Annotated in this window: 19 protein-coding genes and 1 pseudogene; 16 read left to right on the plus strand and 4 right to left on the minus strand. The window is 38.6% G+C overall.

Going from position 1 to position 24786, the window contains the following annotated elements; translation table 11 throughout:
* Positions 1–576 precede the first annotated feature (576 nt).
* From B0H99_RS07140 to B0H99_RS07180, 9 genes and pseudogenes are all read left to right on the plus strand, one after another.
* Positions 577–2427 carry an aminotransferase class I/II-fold pyridoxal phosphate-dependent enzyme gene (locus tag B0H99_RS07140; RefSeq protein WP_106532964.1) on the plus strand — a complete coding sequence of 617 codons (1851 nt, stop codon included), beginning with the start codon at positions 577–579 and terminating at the stop codon, positions 2425–2427.
* Between the two features lie 292 nt (positions 2428–2719).
* On the plus strand, positions 2720–3769 hold the full coding sequence (locus tag B0H99_RS07145; RefSeq protein ID WP_106532965.1) for a DUF1015 family protein: 1050 nt from the start codon (positions 2720–2722) through the stop codon (positions 3767–3769).
* Between the two features lie 512 nt (positions 3770–4281).
* On the plus strand, positions 4282–4965 hold the full coding sequence (locus B0H99_RS07150) for a hypothetical protein (RefSeq protein ID WP_106532966.1): 684 nt from the start codon (positions 4282–4284) through the stop codon (positions 4963–4965).
* Between the two features lie 453 nt (positions 4966–5418).
* A pseudogene (locus B0H99_RS07155) lies at positions 5419–5619 on the plus strand (sugar phosphate nucleotidyltransferase); the annotation flags it as partial.
* A 183-nt stretch (positions 5620–5802) separates the two neighbouring features.
* Positions 5803–6531, plus strand: a complete 729-nt coding sequence (locus B0H99_RS07160; RefSeq protein ID WP_106532967.1) for a YveK family protein — start codon at positions 5803–5805, stop codon at positions 6529–6531.
* A 6-nt stretch (positions 6532–6537) separates the two neighbouring features.
* Positions 6538–7215: a CpsD/CapB family tyrosine-protein kinase gene (locus B0H99_RS07165; RefSeq protein WP_106532968.1), complete on the plus strand. Its 678-nt coding sequence runs from the start codon at positions 6538–6540 to the stop codon at positions 7213–7215.
* Between the two features lie 119 nt (positions 7216–7334).
* Entirely contained in the window at positions 7335–8609 is a 1275-nt protein-coding gene (locus B0H99_RS07170; protein WP_106532969.1) for an O-antigen ligase family protein, read from the plus strand.
* Between the two features lie 46 nt (positions 8610–8655).
* Positions 8656–9399 carry a WecB/TagA/CpsF family glycosyltransferase gene (locus B0H99_RS07175; protein WP_106532970.1) on the plus strand — a complete coding sequence of 248 codons (744 nt, stop codon included), beginning with the start codon at positions 8656–8658 and terminating at the stop codon, positions 9397–9399.
* A gap of 115 nt (positions 9400–9514) precedes the next feature.
* The gene (locus B0H99_RS07180) at positions 9515–10807 is read left to right on the plus strand and encodes a lipopolysaccharide biosynthesis protein (protein ID WP_106532971.1); all 1293 of its coding nucleotides are present in this window, start codon (positions 9515–9517) and stop codon (positions 10805–10807) included.
* A gap of 777 nt (positions 10808–11584) precedes the next feature.
* Here the strand turns inward: B0H99_RS07180 and B0H99_RS07185 are convergent.
* A complete protein-coding gene (locus B0H99_RS07185; RefSeq protein ID WP_342750493.1) occupies positions 11585–11974 on the minus strand; it encodes an EAL domain-containing protein in 390 nt (129 codons plus the stop codon).
* A 252-nt stretch (positions 11975–12226) separates the two neighbouring features.
* The gene (locus B0H99_RS07190; protein ID WP_106532972.1) at positions 12227–13051 is read right to left on the minus strand and encodes an aldo/keto reductase; all 825 of its coding nucleotides are present in this window, start codon (positions 13049–13051) and stop codon (positions 12227–12229) included.
* A 213-nt stretch (positions 13052–13264) separates the two neighbouring features.
* Between B0H99_RS07190 and B0H99_RS07195 the strand changes: the two genes are divergently transcribed.
* The 3 genes from B0H99_RS07195 (at position 13265) to B0H99_RS07205 (ending at position 17550) form a co-directional block, all read left to right on the plus strand.
* Positions 13265–15064, plus strand: a complete 1800-nt coding sequence (locus B0H99_RS07195) for a M3 family oligoendopeptidase (protein ID WP_106532973.1) — start codon at positions 13265–13267, stop codon at positions 15062–15064.
* A gap of 305 nt (positions 15065–15369) precedes the next feature.
* Positions 15370–16608: a S8 family serine peptidase gene (locus B0H99_RS07200; protein WP_106532974.1), complete on the plus strand. Its 1239-nt coding sequence runs from the start codon at positions 15370–15372 to the stop codon at positions 16606–16608.
* Between the two features lie 138 nt (positions 16609–16746).
* Entirely contained in the window at positions 16747–17550 is an 804-nt protein-coding gene (locus B0H99_RS07205; protein WP_106532975.1) for an ABC transporter ATP-binding protein, read from the plus strand.
* Positions 17551–17640: 90 nt separating this feature from the next.
* On the opposite strand, the gene B0H99_RS07210 is transcribed toward B0H99_RS07205, so the two are convergent.
* On the minus strand, positions 17641–18696 hold the full coding sequence (locus B0H99_RS07210) for a mechanosensitive ion channel family protein (protein ID WP_245894427.1): 1056 nt from the start codon (positions 18694–18696) through the stop codon (positions 17641–17643).
* A gap of 228 nt (positions 18697–18924) precedes the next feature.
* Between B0H99_RS07210 and B0H99_RS07215 the strand changes: the two genes are divergently transcribed.
* From B0H99_RS07215 to B0H99_RS07225, 3 genes are all read left to right on the plus strand, one after another.
* Positions 18925–20376, plus strand: a complete 1452-nt coding sequence (locus B0H99_RS07215; RefSeq protein ID WP_106532976.1) for an amidase family protein — start codon at positions 18925–18927, stop codon at positions 20374–20376.
* Between the two features lie 344 nt (positions 20377–20720).
* Complete coding sequence (locus tag B0H99_RS07220; RefSeq protein ID WP_106532977.1) at positions 20721–20942, plus strand: YgaP family membrane protein; 222 nt, start codon at positions 20721–20723, stop codon at positions 20940–20942.
* A 77-nt stretch (positions 20943–21019) separates the two neighbouring features.
* On the plus strand, positions 21020–21451 hold the full coding sequence (locus B0H99_RS07225) for a CBS domain-containing protein (RefSeq protein ID WP_245894429.1): 432 nt from the start codon (positions 21020–21022) through the stop codon (positions 21449–21451).
* Between the two features lie 60 nt (positions 21452–21511).
* On the opposite strand, the gene B0H99_RS07230 is transcribed toward B0H99_RS07225, so the two are convergent.
* Complete coding sequence (locus B0H99_RS07230; protein WP_106532978.1) at positions 21512–22867, minus strand: hypothetical protein; 1356 nt, start codon at positions 22865–22867, stop codon at positions 21512–21514.
* A 272-nt stretch (positions 22868–23139) separates the two neighbouring features.
* Between B0H99_RS07230 and B0H99_RS07235 the strand changes: the two genes are divergently transcribed.
* Positions 23140–24768: a sensor domain-containing diguanylate cyclase gene (locus tag B0H99_RS07235; protein ID WP_106532979.1), complete on the plus strand. Its 1629-nt coding sequence runs from the start codon at positions 23140–23142 to the stop codon at positions 24766–24768.
* The last annotated feature ends 18 nt before the right edge of the window (positions 24769–24786 follow it).

Genomic DNA, 24786 nt, shown 5'->3' on the forward strand with positions numbered 1-24786 from the left:
CTTTTGAAGAGGAAATTTTATATAAGAGTATTTATAACAGCAAAATGAAAATAAAAAGCTCTGTGGACAGTTGCATTTCAACTATTCACAGAGCTTTTTTTAAAAGGGATATTTGAAGTCATTATTGTTCGTTATATGATCTGAGTAGTTAAGAAGAATAGATTTATTAAAGAACAGTTGCTAGGTATCTATAAGAATTAGACTTACGACATAACTCTCGGTTAAAAATTTTATAAAAATTTTGAGGCATTAATCAATACTAAATTACCAAGCTGGTATAAATTCTTTAATAATCCATATAAATACTAATGGATAAGGATTCATAAAAAGTAAAGACTAATGGGAAAATTAATGGATAGTTTATATATTTCATTAATCGAAATTTATTATAAAAATATTAACTTGATATTTTATCAGATTATTCGTAAAATTGTGATTAATCTATTTTTTACTAATAGCTTAGAATTCTATTATTGTAAATTAATCCTAAGGAGGAGTTTAAATTCAAGTAAAGAGGTCTTGTTTCAATATTAATAAATTTAATTTTTTCATTATCTAGTAAAGGACTGAAGCAAAATGCAGGGGATGATATTAGCAGCGGGGATGGGAAAGCGTCTTAAAGAATTAACAAATAACAATACAAAAAGTATGGTGAAAGTAAATGGCGTAACTATGATTGAAAGAATGCTTCGCCAATTAGATGAACTCCAGCTTTCAAAAATTGTCTTAGTAATTGGATATAAAGGAAAAGAATTGCTCGAGTTTGTTTCAACTTTAGGAATCCATACACCAATAGAATATGTGGAAAATAAAATCTATGATAAAACGAACAATATCTACTCACTTTACATGGCGAGAGACTATCTGTTAAGGGAAGATACATTGTTATTAGAATCAGATTTAATCTTTGAAAGTTCTATACTAAGTAAGTTGATTGATAATCCTTACCCAAGTCTTGCATTAGTGGCTAAATATGAAAGCTGGATGGATGGTACAGTAGTCACTTTGGATGAAGACAACAATATAAAAAGTTTTTTAAGTAAAAAAGATTTCAAATATGAAGATCGGCACGAATATTTCAAAACAGTTAACATATATAAATTCAGCAAAGAATTTTCCGCTACTCATTATGTTCCTTTTTTAGAAGCTTATAGCAAAGCGCTTGGGAACAATGAATATTACGAACAAGTACTTAAAGTAATTACGATGCTTGATAAACCAGAAATAAAAGCGACTATTTTAGAAAATGAGCCTTGGTATGAAATAGATGATGTACAAGACCTTGATATAGCAGAATCTATTTTTGCCACTTCTTCTCATGAGAAGTTAAACAAAATACAAAACAGATATGGTGGCTATTGGAGGTATCCAGGTCTAATTGACTTTTGTTATTTGGTGAACCCTTTTTACCCGCCTCCAAAATTGCTTGATGAAATAAAAGCGAATTTCGATCGCTTGATCTGCGATTATCCTTCAGGAATTGAAGTTAATAGCTTGCTGGCTGCTAAATATTTTGGATTGAAGAAAGAGCACGTAGTTGTTGGGAATGGTGCGGCTGAATTAATTAAGTCTTTGATGGGAATTTTTGATGGTAAGATTGGCATGGCTCTTCCCACATTTGAAGAATATGTAAATCGGAAACGTTCTAATGATCTTGTTCCTTTCTATCCGGATAACAAGAATTATTCCTACACAGCAGACGATTTAATAAATTTCTATGAAGATAAGGATATATCGGTTTTACTACTAATTAATCCCGATAATCCTTCAGGAAACTATATCAATAAGAGTGGTATTTTGAAACTTGCGGCATGGGCTGAAAGCAAACAGATAAACTTTATTTTGGATGAATCATTTGTCGACTTTGCGGACGAGACAAGTGCTACTCTTTTACAAGAAGAAATTTTATCGAGCTTTCCTAATCTGATTGTCCTTAAAAGCATCTCCAAATCCTTTGGTGTACCAGGGCTACGTCTAGGTATTCTTGCAGCCAATAATATGGAACTAATTGAAACTATAAGAAAAGATATAGCTATTTGGAATATCAATTCCTTTGGGGAATTTTATATGCAGATTTTTGAGAAGTATAGAGATGATTATGAGAATGCCATGCAAAAATTTAAATTAGTAAGACGAGATTATATCGAAAATCTGGAAGCTATAGACTCTATACGTGTTGTACCTTCTCAAGCGAATTATGTAATGTGCGAAATTTTAGGAGCTTACAAAACGAAAGATGTGACAGAAGCATTGTTGGACAGATTCAATCTGCTAATAAAAGATTTGTCGCAAAAAAATGGAGCAGACGGAGAGTATGTTCGACTTGCAGTAAAGAGGCCGGAAGAAAACAAAAAAATGGTTGCAGCTTTAAAAGAAATTTTAGAACCAAACAATATAATAGTAGAGGTGCACGAACAGAAAATTTAATTCGTGCCGATGTTTTTAGTTGCGATATATGCGCTGAATTAGTTTTTGGTTTTTATATCAAAGCATTAAAGAAAGCTGGCTTGGCCGATGATATTTTAATAAACCTATTATGAAGGAATGTCTGTTAAAACTCCTATATACAGGCTTGATGAATAGCAGTACGTCGGAAGCTACTAAGATAATTTGAGGTTATGAAAGATTTTTTAATAAAAATTTCTTTATCGAGAAGAAAGTGAAGATGGTGGATTGCTCCTAAAAAATAGAAACGAATTTTACAAGGTGGTGAGATATTTTGGAAATTAATGTGTTGGAAAAATCTTTTATCAATATTAGCGGGGAAATATACGATTCTGAATATATTAACTTGGTCAACATAGAAGGAGATAAAGTAGCGCTTGATGAGAGGACTCTGTTTCTTACTCATGTGGAGAAAGAAAGACTAAATGTACAGCCAATTAAAAATTATAATGATGCCGTTTATATTTTTAAGTATAAACATGTTTATGGGATGATTGGAGACGTGCCGATCAAGGAGTATGACTCTGGCCGGATAAAATGCCATGAGCTTGTGATGCCTGACACTGTTCAAGGAATGTTAAGTAATCTCCACAGTTATAATTGTGAAGCGGCTCCAATCTTACTGGCACACCGGAAAAAAATTAATTACTCATACTATATTTCTGAAAAGAAGTATGTAGAAAATTTTAGTTTAAGTGAAGGATTGGAGATTTACGTTTTTTGTGGAGTAGAAGCTGTTAAAATCACAAAAGAATTTGTGGATGAAGAAAATGTTTATGTGGCTGATGGGCATCATCGCCTATATACAACTTCGTTATCAAGCTTTAAAAGCTCGGTTTTGTCTTGCTTGATTAGCTTCGAATACTTAGATATTTTACCCATCCATCGGCTTATTCCAAATATTGATGCACAGCTCTTTGAAAATGCGAAAGATTTTATTCATAGAAAATTTAATGTGATGACAGAACACACGCCTCTATCAAAAGGCAAAGTCCGCCTTGAATATGAAGAAGAAAAGTTTGTTGTAGATCTAATAGAGTTAAATTCAGATGCTTTTTGGAATAATGACATATACCGCTTAAATACACAAATTATTACTCAAGCTTTCCGTATTTTTGATACAGGCAGCCTTCTGTATCTCTCAAATATGGAATTAAAAAATTATAAATCATCGCCTGGCAAGAAGAATATCTTAATCGAAACGTATCCCGTAACTAAAGAAGAATTTATGAATTGTGCCAATAACAACACTATAATGCCGCCGAAATCTACATGGTTCGCACCTAAGTTTCCATCGTTTTTGGTTTTTAAACAGTATAAATAATTGCTTGAAATTAATAAAAAATAGTTTATAGACGATTGAAGTAGCATATGGATTGTTTGATTTTGCTATTAATTTTGTTGTAGAGTTGTCGTTTTGATGATTTAACGTGGGTCTTCCTTTTTTACTGAATTTGTATGCACTGGAAAGTGATGTTTGTTCTAAATCAAAATATTTTCGAAACTTGCCACAACCTTCCACTATTATTGTTTATTCAAAGTGGAATGCGAAAATAAAGATGATGAAAATCAAGTTTTTTCTTAATATTTAAAAGAGAAAGTTTAACAGTTTTTTATACTTCTAATTTTGGGGGTTAAACATTACCCTAAAAAAACTACAAATTATAGTAGATTTAGAATGAAATCATATCATATTTAACGATTAGTAGATCGTTTGAATGGAAAGATTTGAATAGTTATAAAATGATTGATGAAAATTGGAAAAGAACAATACTATATATAAGATAATAGTAAAATTTCTTTGTAAAAGAAAAAGAGGGAAGGGGTGTGCTGTAAATGAATATCATTGGATCAACTAAAGACTATTTGAAGCGATACAAAATAATATACGATTTATATTTTATGCTTGTTACTCCCATTCGTACAAAAGCAATAAAGAAAAATGGATTTTATGTTTTAAATTTAGTAAATGAAGTTTTTCAATCACTTAACTTAAAACACTTTGCAGATTTTGGAACGCTATTAGGTTTTATTAGAGAAAAAAATTTTATATCACATGATGCAGATTTGGATTTCGGGGTTTTAATTAACGAGGAAGGAGAACGGAAACTTATTGAATACGAAATGAAAAAAAGGGGTTTTATAAAAACTCAAGAATTTATTTATGAAGGAGAGGTTGTAGAAGAATCATATAAAATTCAAGGTGTAAAAGTAGATTTTTTCTATTACAAAAATGAAGAAAATAAAAGTAAATGTTATTCTTTTTATCGATTACCAGAAGTCCATTATAAAAAAATAACTGATTTTAGTGTATTTGAATATAATTTTTCTAAAATAAATGAATTGGAAAATATAATTCTTAATGGTACTCGAGTACCTGTGCCAAAAAATCCGGAAAAAGCTTTAGAAGAAAAATATGGTATAAATTGGAAAGTTCCTGATGAAAAGTTTGAATTTTGGATGTCACCAAGTATTGTTAATGTTGATGCTATTGGAATATTAAAGAAAAAAAATTTTTGATTATAATCAAACTATACTTTCTAAAAAATACTAATGAAATATTTTATACAAACCTTATTTACTAAGATCAATATCATAATGTTTAATTTTAAAAAATTATATAAGGACAGAAAATAAACGCTTTTCAGAGCATATTTTAAAAATTAAAGTAATAATTTTTTCTTTTTAATTTTTTAAATTATCTGTTATTTGTAATAATAATTATGTTAGAATGGATTTTAATAAATAAACTAGATAAAAAGTAACTATTATCTAGTTTATTTTATTATTTTTGTATTTATATAGATAAAATTATACTATTTCAGTTATGCGAAATCTTTAAAATCAACATGAGACCTTTTTATAGGCATGAATCATTCTTTAAAAGTTGAAAATAACATTTGTTCTAATGCCAAAAAAAGAAGTTTAAATTTTTCCTAGTGATGGAGCATAAAAAGCAGAAAGGAAGAATCATTGAAAGGTATTATTTTAGCTGGCGGAAAAGGCACACGATTATATCCATTGATCAAAGCAATATGAAAGCAAATGCTTCCGGTATACGATAAGCCAAAGTTTTATTATCCACTTTCAATTTCAATGAGAGTAGGCATTAGAGAAATATTGATCATTTCTAATCCTAGGAGTATTTCATCTTATTTAAGTTTATTGGGAAATAGGCAGAGTTCATAAATAGCTAGAAACACTGGATAAAAGTGCAATTAGTTAAAGTATAAAAATAGAAATTATCAATGCAAGATATAGTATATCAAGTAATGTAAAAGGGTTAATGGGTTAAATAGGTATTACTTGGAACAAATTAAAGAATGCTCAACAGGAATAAAAAATAGGAGGTAAGAAATGGAAGAAGGAATCAGTTTAAGAGAAGTGTTTAATATACTTAATAAATATAAAGTGTTAATTCTTTCTATCACTTTTGTTGCTGCACTATTGGCAGGGATACTGTCTTATTTTGTACTTCCACCAGTTTATGAAGGTTCAACGGAGATTTTGGTTAACCAAAATAGAGCACAAAATAACCAACTGACGGGCCAGGATGTTGAAGCCGATATACGATTGATTAAGACCTACAGTGATATTGTAGAAAATCCGGAAATATTGAAAACCGTAAGTGAACAACTTAACTTAGGTCTTACAGCTAAGCAAATGAGCGAACAGATAACCGTCACCTCCAATGAAAACTCACAGGTCATTAGTATTTCTGTAAGAGATAAGAATATTGAAAGAGCTGTATCAATTGCTAATACGATAGTAGAAGTGTTCAGTGAAGAAGTTAGAAAATTGCTAAATGTAAGTAATGTATCCGTTATATCTGCTGCAGACATAGAAGACAATCCTTTACCAGTGGGTCCGAAAGTTTTTTTGAATACGGCAATAACGTCTCTAATTGGTTTGCTATTTGGCACAAGTCTTGCCTTCTTGATCAACTACTTGAATACGACCATAAAAAACGATCAAGATGTGGAAAATGTTCTGAATATACCTGTCCTTGCTATGATCCCTTCTTTGGTGGAGAAAGAAAAGCCTAAAGAAATCGTCAAGACTACTTTTGAAAGAAAGGAGGTTTGAGAATCTATGGCAATAAAAAAGAACGTGAAACGCGGAGATCATAAGCTTATTGTCGCTTCAACCCCTCAATCTTACGAAGCAGAACAATTTCGGAATTTAAGAACAAGCATAAATTTGCAAACTAAAAATCAAAGAGTCAATTCAATTGTCATCACGTCACCTTCGTATTCAGAGGGCAAAACGACTACAGCGGTAAACTTGTCAGCAGTATTTGCAGAAGAAGGAAAAAAAGTGTTGCTCATTGATGCGGATATGCGTAAACCGACAGTACATCAGATTTTCAACCAGCAAAATATTCATGGCCTGTCAAATGTGTTGAATCAGCAAATTTCTTTTGAGAATGCGATAAAGCCTTCCTCAATCCAAGGGCTGAAAATCTTAACAGGTGGATCGATACCTCCAAATCCTGTTGAATTGCTAGCATCTCATACAATGGATGAACTTATAGCCACATTAAATACCGCCTATGATTTAGTTATATTCGATTCACCACCTGTTTTGTATCTTTCTGATGCCCAATTGCTTGCGGATAAGTGCCACTGTTCTATTTTAGTAATCAACTCTCAAGGAACGGAAAAAACCCTTGCATTGAAAGCAAAGGAAATACTTGATATATCAGAATCTAAGTTACTAGGTGCTGTATTAAATAACTATAAAGCTCCAATAAATGGAATGAAGGCTTAAAGTGAAATGTACGAAGACAAGCTTTATTAGTATGGATCATAAATAAGCTGGGCATTTAATGAAATAGTCAATTGCTTTTTCTTTGAAAGTTTAAGTTTCGATAGAAGGTGGTGATATTATTGCTGACTTTAGGTTCCAGTAATAAGGCAAAAGCGAAATATTCACAAGATGTTTTCCAAAAAACAAAAATCAAGACTGGTGGTTATTTTTTAAATAGCGACTTGCTTCTTTTTTATATGCTTTGGCCAATTATTATCTCACCTAAAGAATTACAGTTTGTTTTATTGTCATTAATTGCATTGCTTTTATTAAGAAGACATAAATTGTACTTTGATACTCTTAGTTATTTTCTCTATTCCTATATTATGCTTTATGCCTTTTCCATTTTTTTTAACGTGTTGACACGTTCTTCTCACTATATTCGAATATTAGCAGCATTCAATTCTTTAAGCATTTGGATATTGGCTTTTGTATTATATTTAATGTACAAAAAAGTTGGCATTGACATGAAAAAATTAAAAAAGATTGGATTTATTAATTACTTGCTACTGATTATACTTTGGGGATTAAGTATGGCAGTTCATTCCATCACAAATATTACCGAAATGAACTTGATTAACCGAACATTATATTACAATGAAACTTTCAATCATCAAATTGTCACAAGATTTGTAGGGCTGATGGATTATCCTAATTTAATTGTAATGTTTTGTATCTTTTTCTATCCCTTGTTTTTTATGTACATTCGTAATTTTAAAAGCAAGATTATGCAAGCAACATTATTATTTACAGGAGTTCTTCCTATTATTAGCAGTTACTCCAGAAGTGGATACTTGATTATTGGAACAGCAATAGGGTTGGGGGCTATTTATTTCTTCTATAACACTATAAATAAAAATGTGTTTTTTTTCCTTTCCTTTTTAAGTTTTTCTATACTGATCACAATTCTTTTTATTACTGATTTTCATAATCTAATTGTTCTACAGATCGAAGAATTGTCAACTGCAAGAGAAGGAAGCAATGACAGTAGGGAAGTAATTGTAGCTGAAAGTATAGGCATCACTTTAAGAGATTCACCCATAATAGGCATGGGGGTAAAGGATAATTCCTCGAGTGGCTATCCGCTTGGTTCTCATTCAACATTTATTGGTTTTTTTTATAAAACAGGAACAGTTGGCTTGTTTTTAGGAATATGTATGTTCATTTTTATTAATTTAAAAATTATTCTATTAAAAAATAATCTGGATAGAAAAATAATAAGTATATTTATTTTTTTAATGCCTCTCGTTTTTATAGTAGAAGATGTGGATGGAGCAAACTGGTTGATTTGTCTTTACTTTGTATTTGTTGCTTTGCTTTTGAATAATAATAATTGGGAGAAAGAAAAGCAGTAGTTTTGCAGCAAAGGCTATTCTACAAATTTTATAGGGGATTGGGAAAATGAAAAAATTCATTGATCGAGAGATGTTTTTAGGTACTCAAAATGATTTGTTAACTCTTATTTTAGATAATATAACTTCAAGAAAAAAAACATCATATTATGCATTAAATCCTGATTGTATGCTTAAGTATTGGAAAGATGAAGAGTATAGAAAAATAATTAATAATAATGAGAATATCGTTTATGTAGATGGTATGGGCATCATCTTTTCTCAAAAAATACTGAACTTACCAGTGGCAAAAGAACGTATCGCTACTACTGATTTATTTCCTGCATTGATGGAAGAAATAGATAAAAGACAAGAAGAAATAAGGATTTTTTTATTAGGTGGAAAAGGGGACACTGTAAAAAAAGTCGCAAAAACGTTTAGTGAAAGGTATCCCGGTGTTCAAATTGTCGGATTTCATCATGGATATTTCGATAAAAATTTAGAAAGCAAAAAAATTATAGAACTGGTCAACCAAACAAAAGCCGATATATTATTTGTAGGATTCGGAAATCCGGTTCAAGAAAAGTGGGTAAATGCCCATCAGAAAGAAATAGAGAGCTTATCCATAATTACATGTGGAGGTCTATTCGACTATTATTCGAATAATGTAAAACGTGCTCCCTTATTAATGCAAAAAGTAGGTTTTGAATGGCTGTATAGACTTTCTCAAGAGCCTTTTCGCCTTTCTAGAAGATATATTTTTGGTAATTTCAGTTATTTACTGAAAATTGCTTCTTTCAAATTCACCAAATAAAATATCCGTACTAATAATTCCCTAATTTAAAACTTTGAAAAGAATCATGAAGATTGAAGAAAGTTTTATTGTATGATCTTTAATCTAAAAGAGGTGATTAAAGGGGATTGAGCCAATGCATGAAAAAGTTATGAGGTATATAGAGAAACCATTCATAAAAAACATTCTGATTATGGGAAGCGGAACAGCTGGCGGACAAATTATTACTATACTGATGGCTCCTCTTATTACTAGATTATATGGTCCAGAAGCTTACGGATTAATGGGAATATTTATTTCTTTTTGTTACTTAATTATTCCGATAGCAGCATTAACTTATCCAAGCGCCATTGTGATGGCAAAGGATGATACTGAAGCACAAGGTTTAGCGAACATTTCTTTAAGGGTTTGCATTGTGGTATCGCTTGTTACATCTGCAATTTTACTTGCCTTTAGTAGTTTTATAGGGCACTTGTTTCATCTAGAAAAAATCACGTCATTGTTTTACCTTATTCCATTTGTAATTCTTTTCTCCGGTTATTTGCAGATTATAGAACAATGGCTTATTCGAAAAGAACAATTTCTGGTCAGTGCAAGAGTCGAAGTATTGCAAGCGCTGGTATTGCAAGGTAGCCGATTAGGAATCGGATTTTTTCAGCCAACGTCTTTCGTACTCATATTTAGTTGGTCACTAGGTCAAGCTTTTAAAGCTGCTTTATTAAACCTCTTTTCCCATTACGCTGGATATAACAGAATATCTTTTTCAGGTGAAACAGTTGCTACATTAAAGGGTATAGCAAAAAAATACAAAGATTTCCCGTTGTTTAGAGCTCCTCAGATTCTATTGTACTCCATCTCTGAAAGTTTGCCGCTGCTGTTATTGGCAAGTTTCTTCGGTCCTGCTTCAGCAGGGTTCTATTCAATCGGGAGAACAGTTTTAAATGTACCTGCAAATCTTATAAAACAATCAATTGGTGATGTATTTTATCAAAGGTTTACAGTAGCCGCAAAAAATGACGAAGATCTTCCTTTGTTGCTTGTAAAAGCTAGTTTTTTGCTAGGGGTAGTAGGGCTGCTTCCTTTTGGAGCCATTATGTTTTTTGGTCCATATATTTTTGTATTGGTTTTTGGTGAAGAGTGGATTGTAGCAGGAGAATATGGAAGATGGATTGCGTTATGGTTATTCTTTGGGTTAATGGCAAAACCTAGCACTGTAGCTTTGCCTGTACTATCAGCCCAAGCTTTTCACCTTATCTATACAGTAGTGATGGTTTTTATATGGGCTACTGGCCTATCTATCGGTGCATACATATTTGAAAGTGAGCAGATTACTATCGCTATTTTTGGAATATCAGGCGCCTTAATGAACATTGCATTAATGATAATTACTATCTACATTTGTAGAAGTTTTTCACGGCAAGGAAGGTAGCTTTTGTAGATAATATGTTGATTTAAAATCAAGATGGTGATTCCAATGTCAATCTACCCACCTGTAAGAAGAGAAGAACCCTTGATAAAGATTTCAATAGAAAATGCATTTGAAAAAATATTGCCTAATGACACTGTAGAATATTTGATAATAAACGGTTAATTGATGTATTGGTTGCCATAATAAGGCTTATCCTTTTATCTCCAATTTTACTGCTTGTCAGCATTGCTATAAAAGTGGAGGATGTTCTTCATTTTTCGCTCAAAGTCACAGTTTATTTTATAAATAAAATAATGTCAGCTTATTGAGTAGATGTGAGTGGTTCTTGGGCACAAACTAATTTGTATTGACAAAAAATAGCCCATTATAAAGAAATAGCTGAGTTGCTGGACGAAGTAAATCAGTATACTGCCTATCAGTACGAGGATGCAATAATAAGAACTAAAAAGCGGCATGAATTTTATCTTCTATTATAACAGCGAAAGTTTAGAAAAGCTTTGAATGGCGGTTACAGTGAGTTTTATTTAAAGATGCTGTTTTTAAAAGAAGTCTTATCCAAAGAGTAATGAGAATTATATAGTTATAAATAATTAAGTAATAGAAGAAATTTCTTCAGCACAGCTAATAAGTCTGTTCAAAATAAGTAGTATATCGAATGGATACTGTGTATTGCAATACTTGAGGTAAGCTGATTAATAACTAAATCCCCAACCGATGCAAACCGGTTGGGGATTTTGTCTTCATAATAAGTACAGTACCTGTATGAATGCTCTCTTATTATTTTAAGCTTTTCATCGGCATATAGATTTTCTCGATCTCTTCTACAGGCAACGGCCGGTTGAAATAATAACCTTGTGTCTGGTCGCATTGCTTCCGCTTCAAGAACTCAAGCAGTTCTTTCGTTTCGACGCCTTCGGCAATGATGTTTAACTCCAAGTTATGGGCCTTACCAATGATTGTATCCAACAAGGCGGCCGTTTTTGCATCCAGGTGGAGGTTGCGGGTAAACGATTGGTCAATTTTCAAGGTGTCGATAGGAAACAGTTTCAAGTAACTTAACGAGGAGTAGCCTCTCCCAAAATCGTCAATAAACAAATGGATGTTCATCGCTTTCAGCTCTTGCATCGTGGAAATGGCGCTTTTGGAACCTTGAATGATGCTATCCATCAGTTCCAGGTAATGCGGATCTAATCTGGAATCCTCTACGTATTCTTGACGGTTTCAGCAAATTTAGCTTGAGTGAATTAGAGTGCCGAGATGTTGACTGCTAACCGGAAATGGGGCAGGTCGGCATCTTGCCGCGCCTTGTTTTGTTCGCATGCCTTACGCAGCACAAATTTAAACCGGCGTTGACAATTCCCAAGTTAGGGCAAGCTTCTTTTTAAATTACACACTATTTATAATCGATAACATTGCAATTTACCGCACGTTCATCTCATTCGGATGAGCGCCTTTGCGGCGGTTGCGGTCCAAGTTATGGATCTGCTCCATTTCATCATCTGACAGTTCGAAACCAAATACATTGAAGTTTTCTTCAATGCGTGATGGCGTAACTGATTTAGGGATGACAATCGAATTGTTCTGCAGGTGCCAGCGCAAGATGACTTGGGCAGTCGTTTTGCCGTGTGCTTCTGCAATTGTTTTGATCGTTTCGTCTTGCAATGCTTCGCCGCCTTGGTCAAGCGGGCTCCATGCTTCAACGAAGATATTGTGTTCTGCGCAGAATGATTTTAGTTCTGTTTGTGCCAAGTAGGGATGGCACTCGACTTGGTTCAAGACAGGGGGCACTTCGCATTCCGCGAGTAAGCGCTCCAAGTGCTCAATTTCAAAGTTGCAGACGCCGATTGCTTTGACGCGTTTGTCTTTGTACAATTTTTCAAGTGCTTTGTATGTATCAATGTATTCGTCAAACTGCGGTGTTGGCCAGTGGATCAAATACAAATCGACATAGTCAAGGCCCAAACGTTCCAAGCTTTCATCAAATGCACGAAGTGTGTTTTCGTAGCCTTGGTCGCTGTTCCATACTTTTGTCGTGATGAAAAGCTCTTCGCGGGGAACATTCGATTCCTTCAACGCTTGGCCAACGCCTTTTTCATTTTTGTAAATCATCGCTGTGTCAATCGAGCGGTAGCCAACTTCAAGCGCTTTCGATACTGCAGCAGCTGCTCCTTCATCTGGCACTTGCCATACTCCAAATCCAAGCTGAGGCATTTTCAATCCGTTGTTCAACGTTACAAATTCCATATCATATAAGCTCCTTTTCCAATTGGATAGATTTACAGATTACTTCTATAGTCTAAATGATTTTATCTTTTATTTCCTTTATTCTGACTCCTAAGGTGCGAACATTTTTAAACCAGCTTGAATTGAAAGAATTTTTAAATTAAAATATAGAGAGTGGAATTTAGGGAATCGAAATATTTTCACTATACATCAATGAGTAAGGGGAGAAACTTAATGAACCATTACGAATCGACATGGGATTTGGATTCCATTTTTAAAGGCGGCAGCAAATCAGAAGAATTGAAATCGTATATAACTTTATTTAAAGGCAATATGGAAGATTTGGCGAAAAGCGTGGAGGCCTTCAGTGTTCCAACTTCTGCAGAACAGACTGAGGAACTAGTTAAGATTTTGTCGTTAATGGAGACAACAACGAAACAGCTGCGGGAAATCGGCGCATTTGCAAGCTGCTTGACGGCCCAGGATATGAGCGACAACGAAGCGAAAATACTGACAGGCAAACGAAGCGAACTGGGAGCCGAGTATGTCTCAATCCTGGCAAAGCTGGACCAGAAGTTCCTGCAAACGGAAGATGGGGTCTGGACTAGACTATTAGAACAGCCTGCTTTTCAGCCACTGGCGTTTGTGCTGGATGAGCGCCGGGCGAATGCGAAAGAAAGGTTGCCGCTTGAGCAGGAAATTCTCATCAATGATTTATCGGTCAACGGTTATTCGGCATGGAACCAAATGTACAGCAGCATCGTTGCAAAAATGAGCATCGAGCATACGGAAAACGGTGAGACAAAGAAACTGTCGATGGGGCAGGCCGCGAACCGCCTGAGCACACCGGATAGCGCCGCGCGAAAAGAAGTGTTTGGCAAAATCAGCCGGGCATGGGAAGAGGAATCAGAGCTTTTCGGTGAAACGTTAAACAACTTGGCGGGCTTCCGCCTGCAGACATACAAACACCGGAAATGGGACAATCCGTTAAAAGAGCCTCTTGAGCTTAACCGCATGAGCGAAAAAACGTTGGATACAATGTGGAAGGCAATTACCGACCAAAAAGCGCCGTTCGTTTCTTACTTGAAACGCAAGGCGGAACTGCTTGGTCTTGAGAAACTGGAGTGGCAGGACTTGAACGCGCCGATCACCAAATCGACTCAAAGAGTGAACTACGATGAAGCTGCAGCGTTCATTTTGGAGCAGTTCGCCAAGTTCAGCCCGCAACTGGCGGAATTTTCACAGATGGCGTTCGAAAAGCGCTGGATCGAAGCGGAAGACCGTGCCGGCAAGCGTCCTGGAGGCTTTTGTACGAGTTTTCCAGACAGTCAACAAACCCGTATTTTTATGACATTTTCGGGATCGGCGACAAATATCTCAACACTTGCGCACGAACTTGGCCACGCTTACCACCAGCATGTTATGAACGATACGGAAGCATTGAACCAGCGTTACGCCATGAACGTTGCAGAAACCGCTTCGACATTCGCGGAAATGGTCGTTTCGGATGCTTCGGTGAAAAATGCTGGCACCAAAGAAGAGAGGATCGCTTTGCTCGAGGACAAAATCAAACGGAGCATCGCGTTCTTCATGAATATCCATTCCCGTTTTCTTTTTGAAACGCGCTTTTACGAAGAGCGCAAAAATGGCGCTGTTTCTGTAGATCGCCTGAACCAGCTCGCAGTGGAAGCGCAACAGGAAGCGTACGGCGGGGAACTTGCAAGCTACAACCCGACATTCTGGGCTTCGACCCTTCACTTCCATATTACGGGCGTGCCGTTCTATAACTTCCCGTATACGTTCGGCTATCTATTCAGCCAGGGAATTTACGCCAAAGCACTCCAGACAGAAGGCGGCTTTGAAGAGTCTTATAAAGCACTTCTTCGCGATACCGGCCGTATGACTGTGGAACAACTAGCTCAAAAACACCTTGGCGTCGATCTTGAACAAGCCGGCTTCTGGGAAGAAGCCATTGCGCTTTGCGTGAAGGATGTAGAGGAATTTCTGGAATTGACAGAAGTGCCTGTGGGGTAACAGCGTTAATTTGCATCTTACGACAGAAGAATACATTATTTTATATCTTAACAGCCTCTTTGAAACCTATGCGTTTCAAAGAGGCCGTTTTTTGTGTGAAGGGAATGAATGTTGGGACATATATACAAATACATAAGTGGAAACCCAATTTTCCAATAGGGGGTTACTTGGTTAATCTATTATAACTATAGAAGAGAAGTTCTATTTTCTCATTTTTCATAAATATGAAATAATTGCCTTTTTTATTTCGGAAATGGAATATAATAAAATCAGACAAAAGTAAATTAAATTTGAGGAGGGTTTTTATGAAGAAGTTTTTGATGGGCATGACGTTAACGGGGTTGCTGGCATTTGGCGGCGGAAACGCTTTGGCAGCAGAAAAGACGGACTATATCGTGACGTTTAGCGGAGAGGAAGTTCCGCAAGGTTTAGTGGAGGAAATGAAGAGCTTGGACGTTGAGATTGTGCAGCAAGTGCCGCAAATCGGCGTGATCAATGTCAGTACATCCAATCCCGATTTTGAAGCTTGGGCGAAAAGCCAGTCCGGCATTGCTGCGGTTGCAGAAGATGTAGAGATCCGCTCGCCTCAACTGGAAGTGGAAGCGGCACCTGAAAGTTTGCGTGCAGAAGTGGGCACAGCTGATCTTTACGAGCAATACCAATGGGACATTAAACGCGTAACAAATAACGGCAAGTCATGGGCGCTTCATTCAGGAAATCACGATGTTGTGGTGGCGATCATAGATGGCGGCGTTGACTATACGCATCCGGATTTGCAGAAGAACCTGCTTTATAGTAAATCATTTGTGCCTGGTACCGCACAGAACTCCTTTAATGGGGACCACGGAACACATGTGGCAGGCGCGATTGCCGCAAACGGACGCGTCATGGGAGTCGGGCCGGAACTTGGAATTGCGTCATACCGCGTTTCCAACTGGACAAGCATTCTGGCCGGTGTAACAACAGCCGCTGACGATGGAGTGGATGTTGCCAACTTGAGTTTGGGAACATACTCATTCAAAAATAACGAACAGGAACGCACTCTTCACCTGGCTGCATCCCGGGCGGTCCGCTACGCGAAAAGCAAAGACATGATCATTGTCGGCGCGAACGGCAACGATGCAATCGATTTAGGAAAGAAAATGGCGACAAAGCCAGGCGAGGGAGCTCAGTGGGAAGGTCCGTTATTCGATACATTTACTGATATTCCTTGGGTGATTAGCGTTTCTTCTTCTACTATCCGTGACGGACTAGCTTCATACTCGAACTATGGGAACGTGGAACTTGCAGCTCCAGGCGGAGATTCTGAAGCCCGCGCTTACAACACCATTCGGGTTAGCCGCGGAGGCTACGGGACGATGAACGGAACCAGCATGGCCGCACCGAAAGTGGCTGCAGCTGCTGCTTTGGTAAAAGCGCAAAACCCTGAGTTGAAAGGTTCTCAAATCATTACGTTGCTTCAACAAACAGCAGACGGCGGAACAGGCAAGAGCCGCCAATATTTTGGGCATGGTATCGTGAATGTTTATAAGGCGTTGCAATAAGAGAGAAAAAGGTTGAGCTTAGGCTCAACCTTTTTATGTGGTTTATTTTATTGTTCTAATAAGGTAAACTGTAATTTATCAAAATTTTCTTTCAATATAAATGTGAGTCTTAGTAAAGAGATGGAAGGGGGAAGAAAAATGAAAATTTTGGACCTAGAAAATATTTCGAGAAGACGAGGCGATAAGACGCTGCTGAAAAATGTGAATTGGCAGATTGAACAGGGAGAGCACTGGATTCTTTATGGTATGAACGGCGCTGGAAAAACATCGCTTCTTGATTTGATCAACGCTTACTTTTTTCCGACCCAAGGAAAGATAAGCGTCCTCGGAATGGAGTTCGGCAAGACGTATTTGGCTGAAAAGCTTCGCAAGCAAATAGGATTTGTCTCTTCTTCGCTCCAGCACAAAATTCCTCCGTCGGACAATGCATATGAAGTGGTGCTAAGCGGTGCATTTGCTTCAATCGGCTTGTTCGAAGAAACAACAGCGGAAATGGACAAGAGGGGTGTTGAAATTCTAAAGAAATTAGGCTGTCTTGACTATGCGAACCGCCCTTACGAGACGTTGTCCCAAGGTGAAAAGCAGCGTGTATTGATCGGGCGGGCTTTGATGGCGGAGCCAGCGCTCTTAGTCCTGGATGAACCGACAAACGGATTGGATTTTATCGCAAGAGAAGAATTGCTCGAGGCGATTGAAAGAATCACGAAGCAACCAGATGCCCCGACAGTCATATACGTAACACATCATATTGAAGAAATACTTCCGGTATTCGATAAAACTCTTTTGCTGAAAGACGGAGAAGTGTTTGCTTCGGGCAATATGGAAGAACTGATCACTAGCGAAGGGCTGTCCAAGTTCTTCGAAATCCCGGTGACCGTCATGTGGCACAACAACCGGCCACTGCTTTCGAAAGCAATAGGCAATGAAATAACGGCTAAGTGAATATAGAAAGGGGAAGGGGAAACATGGAAATAAAAAGTGCAAGACCACAAAAAAAATTCTGCGGGCTTGCATTTGTTGCTAGCTAGTTTTTTATACTTCCCGAAATATCGGCACTTCGGCCAACTTCACATCATTTTCAATAAACACTTCTGAAATGGCGTGGCGAATCCGGCTTTCCAGCTTTTCCTTCATTTCGACATTCATGACACTTACCTCTATCTGGAAATCAAGCGCGGAATTCCGGAAATCGATAAACCGGACGTCTGGAGCCTCTCCTGGGACGTTTTCCATTTTTTGCTGTTCTTTTTCGGCTGCCTGCATCAAGAGCCGTTCCACTTTTTCGGTATCGCTGCCATAGGCGACGCTCACCACCACACGGGCGAAGAGTTTTGCACTAGAGCGATTTTTAACAATTTGTTCGATAAAGTATTTATTCGGCACAACGAGCGTTCCGCTCTTTAATGTTTCAACTACCGTCGAACGAAGAGTGATTCTGGAAATCCGTCCGATTTTGTTGTCAATTTCCACCAGTTCACCGACTTCCATCGGCCGTTCGAATAGGATAATGATACCTGATACAAAGTTTGCCGCAATGTTCCGTACACCAAAACCAATCCCGATGCCAAGCACGCTGAAGACGACGCCGAGCGCAGTCAAATCCAGCCCGACTGCCGTAAAGCTAAGGGCCAAAGCGATAAACATCACGATATAGTAGATGATCCGGTTGAATGTATAGCTCATGCCGAGGTCGACATCAAACTGTTCGTAGATAAATGGCATAATGTACCGATTAAACGATTTTACAAGCCGGCTCGCAAAGTTGACGATAATGGCAACTGCGACAATCAGAAATACCGAAACCTTGACGCCTTCGGTTTCATAGAACGGATAAAACAGCCAGTTCGCCTTTGAAAAGTAGAGCAGGAAAAAGAGAATTGCTCCGTAGAAAGCAAGCCAGTTTAATACTTCTGAAAGAACAGGGAAGATGCGGTCATGAAACCGCTCGGAGGGAATCAACGTTCTTAAAAGAAAAACGATCACCGATTTTGCCGCAAAAATCAATGCGACATAAACGAAAAACATGAAAAACTCGACCAAGGAAAGGTTTTTCATAAACTCAATACCTTGAAACAATTGGCTATTCATTATCCCTCTCCTTTTCAAACGAAATAGTAGTATGATTTTTCCCTTTGCAAGCATTTTCAAACAAAGGGTTTTGAGAAATAGTGGAGAGTTCTTGAAAATACGCTCCTCCGGTACGAATTTTTTTATTATTTTATTAATTTATTTATATAATAGAAGAAGGGCAATTGGTTTGCTCTACTATGTACACATTAAACTTCCAACCATTCTCTGGAAAAAAGGGGCAACTACATGGAAAGAACAGCATTCGAAATAGAAGAAGCAACAATCAGCGATATTCAGCAAGCCTTCCAAAACAAGCACCTGACATCTGTCGAACTGGTGCAAGCTTATCTGGACAGAATCGAGAAATACGACAAAAACGGACCGGAAATCAATTCTGTTCTGTCCATAAATCCGGATGTACTTAAGATTGCAACAGTGCTGGATGAAAAACGGGGTGAAGATGGCCAAGGGCCGTTATACGGAATTCCGGTGCTTTTGAAAGACAATATCGATACGGTGGACAACATGCCTACTACTGCAGGAACAGTTGCCCTAAAAGACAATTTTGCTGAAGACGATGCTTTTGTTGCAGAGCAGTTAAGACAAGCTGGCGCAATTATTCTTGGCAAAGTGAATATGAGCGAATGGGCTTATTTTATGACGCAAAACGTGCCGAGCGGCTATAGCGGGCTTGGTGGACAGGTACTTAACCCTTATGGTGTAGGAACCTTTGAAGCGGGAAGCGTCGGCGGTTCAAGTTCTGGAACCGGCGCAAGCATCGCATCAAACTTTGCGGTCGTCGGAATCGGCACAGAAACATCGGGCTCGATTTTGAGCCCCGCGAGCGCCAACTCTATCGTTGGCATTAAACCGACGGTCGGTTTGATTAGCCGTACAGGAATTATCCCGATTGCTGAAAGCCAGGACACGGCAGGGCCAATGGCACGTACCGTTGCAGATGCGGCAATTACGCTTGGCGCTTTGACTGGGGTGGATGAACGGGATCCCAAAACTCTTTCAAATGCTGAAAAAGCATTAGTTGATTATACTCCTCATTTAAAAGTGGACGGGTTAAAAGGCGCGCGAATCGGGGTCGACCGTTCTTTCCTGAGCGAAGCGGACAAAGAAGAACGTACAATTATGGAAGAGGCAATCAAAGAGCTGGAAGCATTCGGGGCGATTGTTGAAGAAGTGATCATCCCGAGGGCGGAATTTGATTCGGAAGTATTGTGGTATGAGTTTAAGCGGGGCGTTAACGATTACTTGCGTAAAGTATCCGACACAGTGCCGGTAAAATCGCTAGTGGATGTTATCGAGTTCAATAAAATGGATCCTGCCGTCCGTATGAAATTTGGACAAAGCGAATTGGAAAAGGCACTGGTGCTCAGCGACGACCCGCTAGATCCAACTTACCTGGAACATCGTGAAACCGATCTCCGAATTTCTGCAGCTGAAGGAATTGATGTGGTCATGGCGCGCTACAGTTTGGACGCTTTATTGTTCGAAAACAATCGCGGCGCTGCCATGCCGGCAAAAGCGGGCTATCCGTCGATTACGGTGCCTGCCGGCTATACTTCAACAGGTGAGCCAGTCGGAGTGACGTTCAGCGCACTTGCATACAGCGAAGCAAGATTGATCGAACTCGCTTATTCCTACGAACAGGCGACGAAAAAACGCATAGCGCCAAAATTTGAATAAATGTAGTGTGGTCTCTCTCGTAAACTAACGAGAGAGACTTTTTTGCGGGAAATTTTGTTGAGCGTGCATAAGTTGGGTTGAACGTGCGTATTTTCTTCTGAACGTGCATAAATTGGGCTGAGCGTGCGTATTTTCTTCTGAGCGTGCATAAGTTACGACGAGCGTGCATATTTTCTCCTGAACGTGCATAACATGCTCTGTCCGTTTATTTTTCCGCTTTTCTCTTGCGAAAAGCCGTCTTTTTGATGTTCTTGACTTTAAACTGTAAACGAAAAAATCGTTTAGCCTGAAAAGAAAAGGGAACACTATAGGTGTAAATCAGGAATACTGGGAGGGGATATTGGATGAAGCAAAACATTGGAACAATCGATTCGATGGTCCGGATTTCGTGCGGATTGACGCTGCTTGCGTGGTCAATTGCTAAAATGGCGCGGGAAAAGCCATCTGGCGGACAACTTTTCGTGTCGCTGATGGGTGCGCAAAAAGTAGCTGAAGGAATTACCCGTTATTGCCCGTTGACTGACGCGCTCGGCATGGACCAGAAGAAAACTCGAATTACTGCGTAATGTTTCGCCTTTAATCTGTAGTTGATTTCAAGAAACTTACTGAGCTTAGTTACCCAAACCAAAAGGAGGAACTAATCGTGAAAGTGACAGAAATTATGACGACAGAAGTAGAAACTTGCACAACAGACACACCGATCCAGGCCGTAGCAATCCAAATGTTGAATTTGGATGTAGGTTCAATTCCGGTCGTGGATACTAACGGTGGAGGGCTTGTCGGCATCATCACGGACCGGGACATTGTCATCCGGGGGATTGCTGCGCAATTTGCGCTGGATACGCCGGTCGGCCAGATCATTTCTTCCGACCTTGTGACTGGAACGCCTGATATGGATGTTGAAGATGCCGCCACCTTGATGTCGGAACACCAAATTCGCCGTTTGCCTATCTGCGAAGGGAACAAACTTCTGGGCATTGTCGCGCTCGGTGACATTGCAGTTAAAGACCAGACAGCCGAAAATTCTAGCGAGGCGATCGAGAATATTTCGAAACCTGCTAAGCCGAATGGCTAACTATTAAATAAACAAGCCTTACTTGAAATTGGTTTATTTCAAGTAAGGCTTGTTTTTGATTTACTTCAATAAATACAACCCCACAATCCCTGCATAACATATCCCCCACAACAGAACCGCAAACCCTGCATTGTTCTTCAAACTGATTTCAAATGGACTTTTTCTGCTGATGGCAGCGAGCAGCAAGTTGACGCCGGAAAATGGCGAGACAAGTATCGCAGCCATCCAGCTGGCAAGAAGGCCGAGGCTTAAGTAAAGATGGTCCCCGACAAAAAGCGGGGAATTGCTCAATGTAATGGCCAATATCGTTGCTGTAATGACCGGGTGAAGGCCGACAATGGCTGGTATAACCATAAGAAGTAAAATTAATGGGATAAGCAAAAGAACATGCGAAATGTTCAGTGAACCGAGCAGCGCCAAAATCCACTCATCAGCACCGTTATCCAAGAGAGCTGTACCGAAAGCGCCGGCGATGATGAACAGTGAAAGTTCGTTGCCCATGCCGGGAATTCGCGCGTCGAAAAATGCCCGATAATTTTGGACCAGTTCTTGTCGGGTGCTGAAGAACAGCGACCAGACGAATGACATCAAAATGGCGACCAGTGGAATGACTGTTAAAACTGACAGGCCGGTAAGACTTTCAATGATCATGATAATGGCGGTAATTAAGGCAACTATGAGTGCCAATTCCGCCACTTTCCACTTGGCCTTTTTTAATACATCTTGGCTAGGTTTGGGTACATCTATCGGAATTTCTTCGCGTTTTTTTCCTTCTAGAAAATATCCAGTCAGCATGATGAGCAGGGCCAGGGAGATGCCAGGGACGAAAAGTTGCAGCCACGTGATGTCAAAATAAGCGAGCACAAGCCCAACGGAAATGAAATAAGGGGACCAGAGAAAAGCCAGCACAAATCCCCGGCTCATCGACTGAAGCCGAAGCGTTGTGTACGGCTGGAACGACTTGGTATCGGTCAGCTGATACAAAATCGGCAAAGAACCGACATTCATGACGGCGCCGATGCTAGCAGCAGAAATTGTTGAAAACAAGTACAACTGATGCGTTTTCTTAATATAAGAAGAAAATATGACTTCTACATATGCTAAATAGTTTCCTTGTTTGATTGGTATAGCAAGAAGCGGGACAAATATGAAAATGGCCAAGACATTCGCATTTGTCTGCAGTCCAATGAAAAGCTGATGCAATCCTTCCCGGCTCAATTCTATGCTGAGCGCTCCGATGGTCAACACCAAAATCAGTACTTTCGGGACACGATTCAAGTATGGAAAAAAAGACAGCAGGGCGATCAATGCAAACAAGCTGACAAGGGACGGGGCGAAAGAAAATGGATAAAAAATCGACAGCAAATAAGTTCCACCCATGAGCAACGTGCTAAGCGGCCTGATTATCGGTTTCATGGTAAAACTCCTTCGGTTTTCTAATAATCTTCAGTTTGACAGATAATTTGGCAATAGTCTTTTAAAAAGCAAAAAGGAGAATAAAATCATCAATATAAATAAGAAATCGACTAAAAGGCAGAAAGAATACCTTTTTTGGAGGAACGGCCGACTGAAGAAATAAAAATAAATTAGGGAAAGGCTATATGGGTAATAATAATCATTAATTAACGCTTTTCCAGTGTGAAAAGTATGATATAATTTCCTGAGTTATTTGCAATCGGGGGAGAAAAATGAAAAGAACCACAAGTCTTCGGACACGTTTATCAGTTGTATTTGCGATATTGGTTTTTACTTTAATCATCGTGCTAAGTGCTGTTATCGGCTACCGTTCCGTTAAGCAAGTCCAGCTTCAAATAGGAAGTTCACTTGCGGAAAGCGCTCATTTAATGAGTAATACACTTGATCAATATATGTGGTCACGGTATGGTGAAATTGAAATTTTGAGTAAGCTGCAGGAATTGAGGCAGCCGGAAGACATAGATCAAGTCCAAGATCTGCTCGATCAGTCAAAGTCCACATTTCCATCTTTTTCCTGGATTGGGTATACTGACGCAGATGGCATTGTAACAGCCGCTACTGACAGTATACTTGAAGGCGTGGACATTTCGGAGCGGCCTGTATATCAAATGGCATTGAAAGAAAAGTTTATCGGAGATGTTCACGAAGCGGTTTTATTAGCCGATTTATTGCCCAATCCTACAGGGGAAAAGATGAAGTTCGTTGATATCAGCACGCCTGTTTATGACTATCAAAACAAGTTTATCGGTGTATTGGCTACCCATTTGAGTTGGGAATGGATGAAAGAAATTGAAGAGTCCATGAGTAAAACGGTAAATGGTCAAGAGGGTATTCAATTTTTCATCGTCAGTAAACAAAACAATGATGTGTTACTGGGGCCAAAAGAAATGGTGGGCCATCCGCTGAACGTTAAAAGCATGGAACTGGCAAAAACGAACAAAAACGGCTGGACACTTGAAAAATGGGGAGACGGCAAGCGGTACTTAACGGGATATGTTGTCGAAGAAGGCTATCAAGAATACCCAGGCCTCGGGTGGACTATCTTGGTCAGGCAGCCGGTGGAAGTCGCTTATGCGCCAATCAAAGAATTGATGGGGTTCATTTTGATATCCGGTATCCTATTGATTTTCGTTTTTGCAGGGCTAGGCTGGATTTTGGCAGACCGAGTCGCGCGTCCTTTGAAAAGGATTACAGCGGTGGCAGACCGCTTGAGAGCCGGCAAGACTGTTGAAATTCCCTCCTATAAAGGAATTCTAGAAATCGAAATCTTGACAGATTCATTGCGGAAACTTGTTTCCAATTTGACACAGACCGAAACAGCTTTGGAAAGAATGGAGAATGTAGCTTACCACGACGCCTTGACCGGCCTTCCAAACCGCAATGCACTCGATCAGTTTGTGGATGCGGCGGTCCAGAAGTACGATACGATTGCTGTGCTTTACATAGATTTAGACGGTTATAAATCAATAAATGACACTTATGGCCATCATATTGGGGATGTACTTCTTGAACAGGTAGCAAAGAGATTAAGTCAGAATATTAATAGCGAAGAGCTCGTTTCACGAGTGGGGGGAGATGAATTTGTAGTAGTTCTGACTTCTGAAAATTCTTCCGTAGAGAATGGAAAAGCGATCGGCGAACAAATCATCGCAGCAATTAACAAGCCATACCTTATTGAAGGGGAAATACTTTCAATCGGCTGCAGCATCGGCGGTGCTGTTTGGGACGTTGATCAAGAAAGCATCAGCGATGTAATCAGACAGGCTGACGAAGCGTTATATAACGTAAAACGCACAGGCAAGAACCGTGTTCATTTTAATGAAGCGGTACTTGCGATGTAAAAGCGTATCAAAAAAGCA

Origin of the sequence: Planomicrobium soli (assembly GCF_003014655.1) — a bacterium.
Lineage (GTDB): Bacteria > Bacillota > Bacilli > Bacillales_A > Planococcaceae > Planococcus > Planococcus soli_B.

What these genes read in the sequence shown, in the direction of transcription:
- B0H99_RS07220 (WP_106532977.1), top strand. Translation starts at nt 20,721, where the DNA reads ATGAAGCAAAACATTGGAACAATCGATTCGATGGTCCGGATTTCGTGC.
- B0H99_RS07215 (WP_106532976.1), top strand. Translation starts at nt 18,925, where the DNA reads ATGGAAAGAACAGCATTCGAAATAGAAGAAGCAACAATCAGCGATATT.
- B0H99_RS07140 (WP_106532964.1), top strand. Translation starts at nt 577, where the DNA reads ATGCAGGGGATGATATTAGCAGCGGGGATGGGAAAGCGTCTTAAAGAA.
- B0H99_RS07200 (WP_106532974.1), top strand. Translation starts at nt 15,370, where the DNA reads ATGAAGAAGTTTTTGATGGGCATGACGTTAACGGGGTTGCTGGCATTT.
- B0H99_RS07180 (WP_106532971.1), top strand. Translation starts at nt 9,515, where the DNA reads ATGCATGAAAAAGTTATGAGGTATATAGAGAAACCATTCATAAAAAAC.
- B0H99_RS07205 (WP_106532975.1), top strand. Translation starts at nt 16,747, where the DNA reads ATGAAAATTTTGGACCTAGAAAATATTTCGAGAAGACGAGGCGATAAG.
- B0H99_RS07165 (WP_106532968.1), top strand. Translation starts at nt 6,538, where the DNA reads ATGGCAATAAAAAAGAACGTGAAACGCGGAGATCATAAGCTTATTGTC.
- B0H99_RS07195 (WP_106532973.1), top strand. Translation starts at nt 13,265, where the DNA reads ATGAACCATTACGAATCGACATGGGATTTGGATTCCATTTTTAAAGGC.
- B0H99_RS07235 (WP_106532979.1), top strand. Translation starts at nt 23,140, where the DNA reads ATGAAAAGAACCACAAGTCTTCGGACACGTTTATCAGTTGTATTTGCG.
- B0H99_RS07210 (WP_245894427.1), bottom strand. Translation starts at nt 18,696, where the DNA reads ATGAATAGCCAATTGTTTCAAGGTATTGAGTTTATGAAAAACCTTTCC.
- B0H99_RS07230 (WP_106532978.1), bottom strand. Translation starts at nt 22,867, where the DNA reads ATGAAACCGATAATCAGGCCGCTTAGCACGTTGCTCATGGGTGGAACT.
- B0H99_RS07175 (WP_106532970.1), top strand. Translation starts at nt 8,656, where the DNA reads ATGAAAAAATTCATTGATCGAGAGATGTTTTTAGGTACTCAAAATGAT.
- B0H99_RS07190 (WP_106532972.1), bottom strand. Translation starts at nt 13,051, where the DNA reads ATGGAATTTGTAACGTTGAACAACGGATTGAAAATGCCTCAGCTTGGA.
- B0H99_RS07160 (WP_106532967.1), top strand. Translation starts at nt 5,803, where the DNA reads ATGGAAGAAGGAATCAGTTTAAGAGAAGTGTTTAATATACTTAATAAA.
- B0H99_RS07150 (WP_106532966.1), top strand. Translation starts at nt 4,282, where the DNA reads ATGAATATCATTGGATCAACTAAAGACTATTTGAAGCGATACAAAATA.
- B0H99_RS07185 (WP_342750493.1), bottom strand. Translation starts at nt 11,974, where the DNA reads ATGGATAGCATCATTCAAGGTTCCAAAAGCGCCATTTCCACGATGCAA.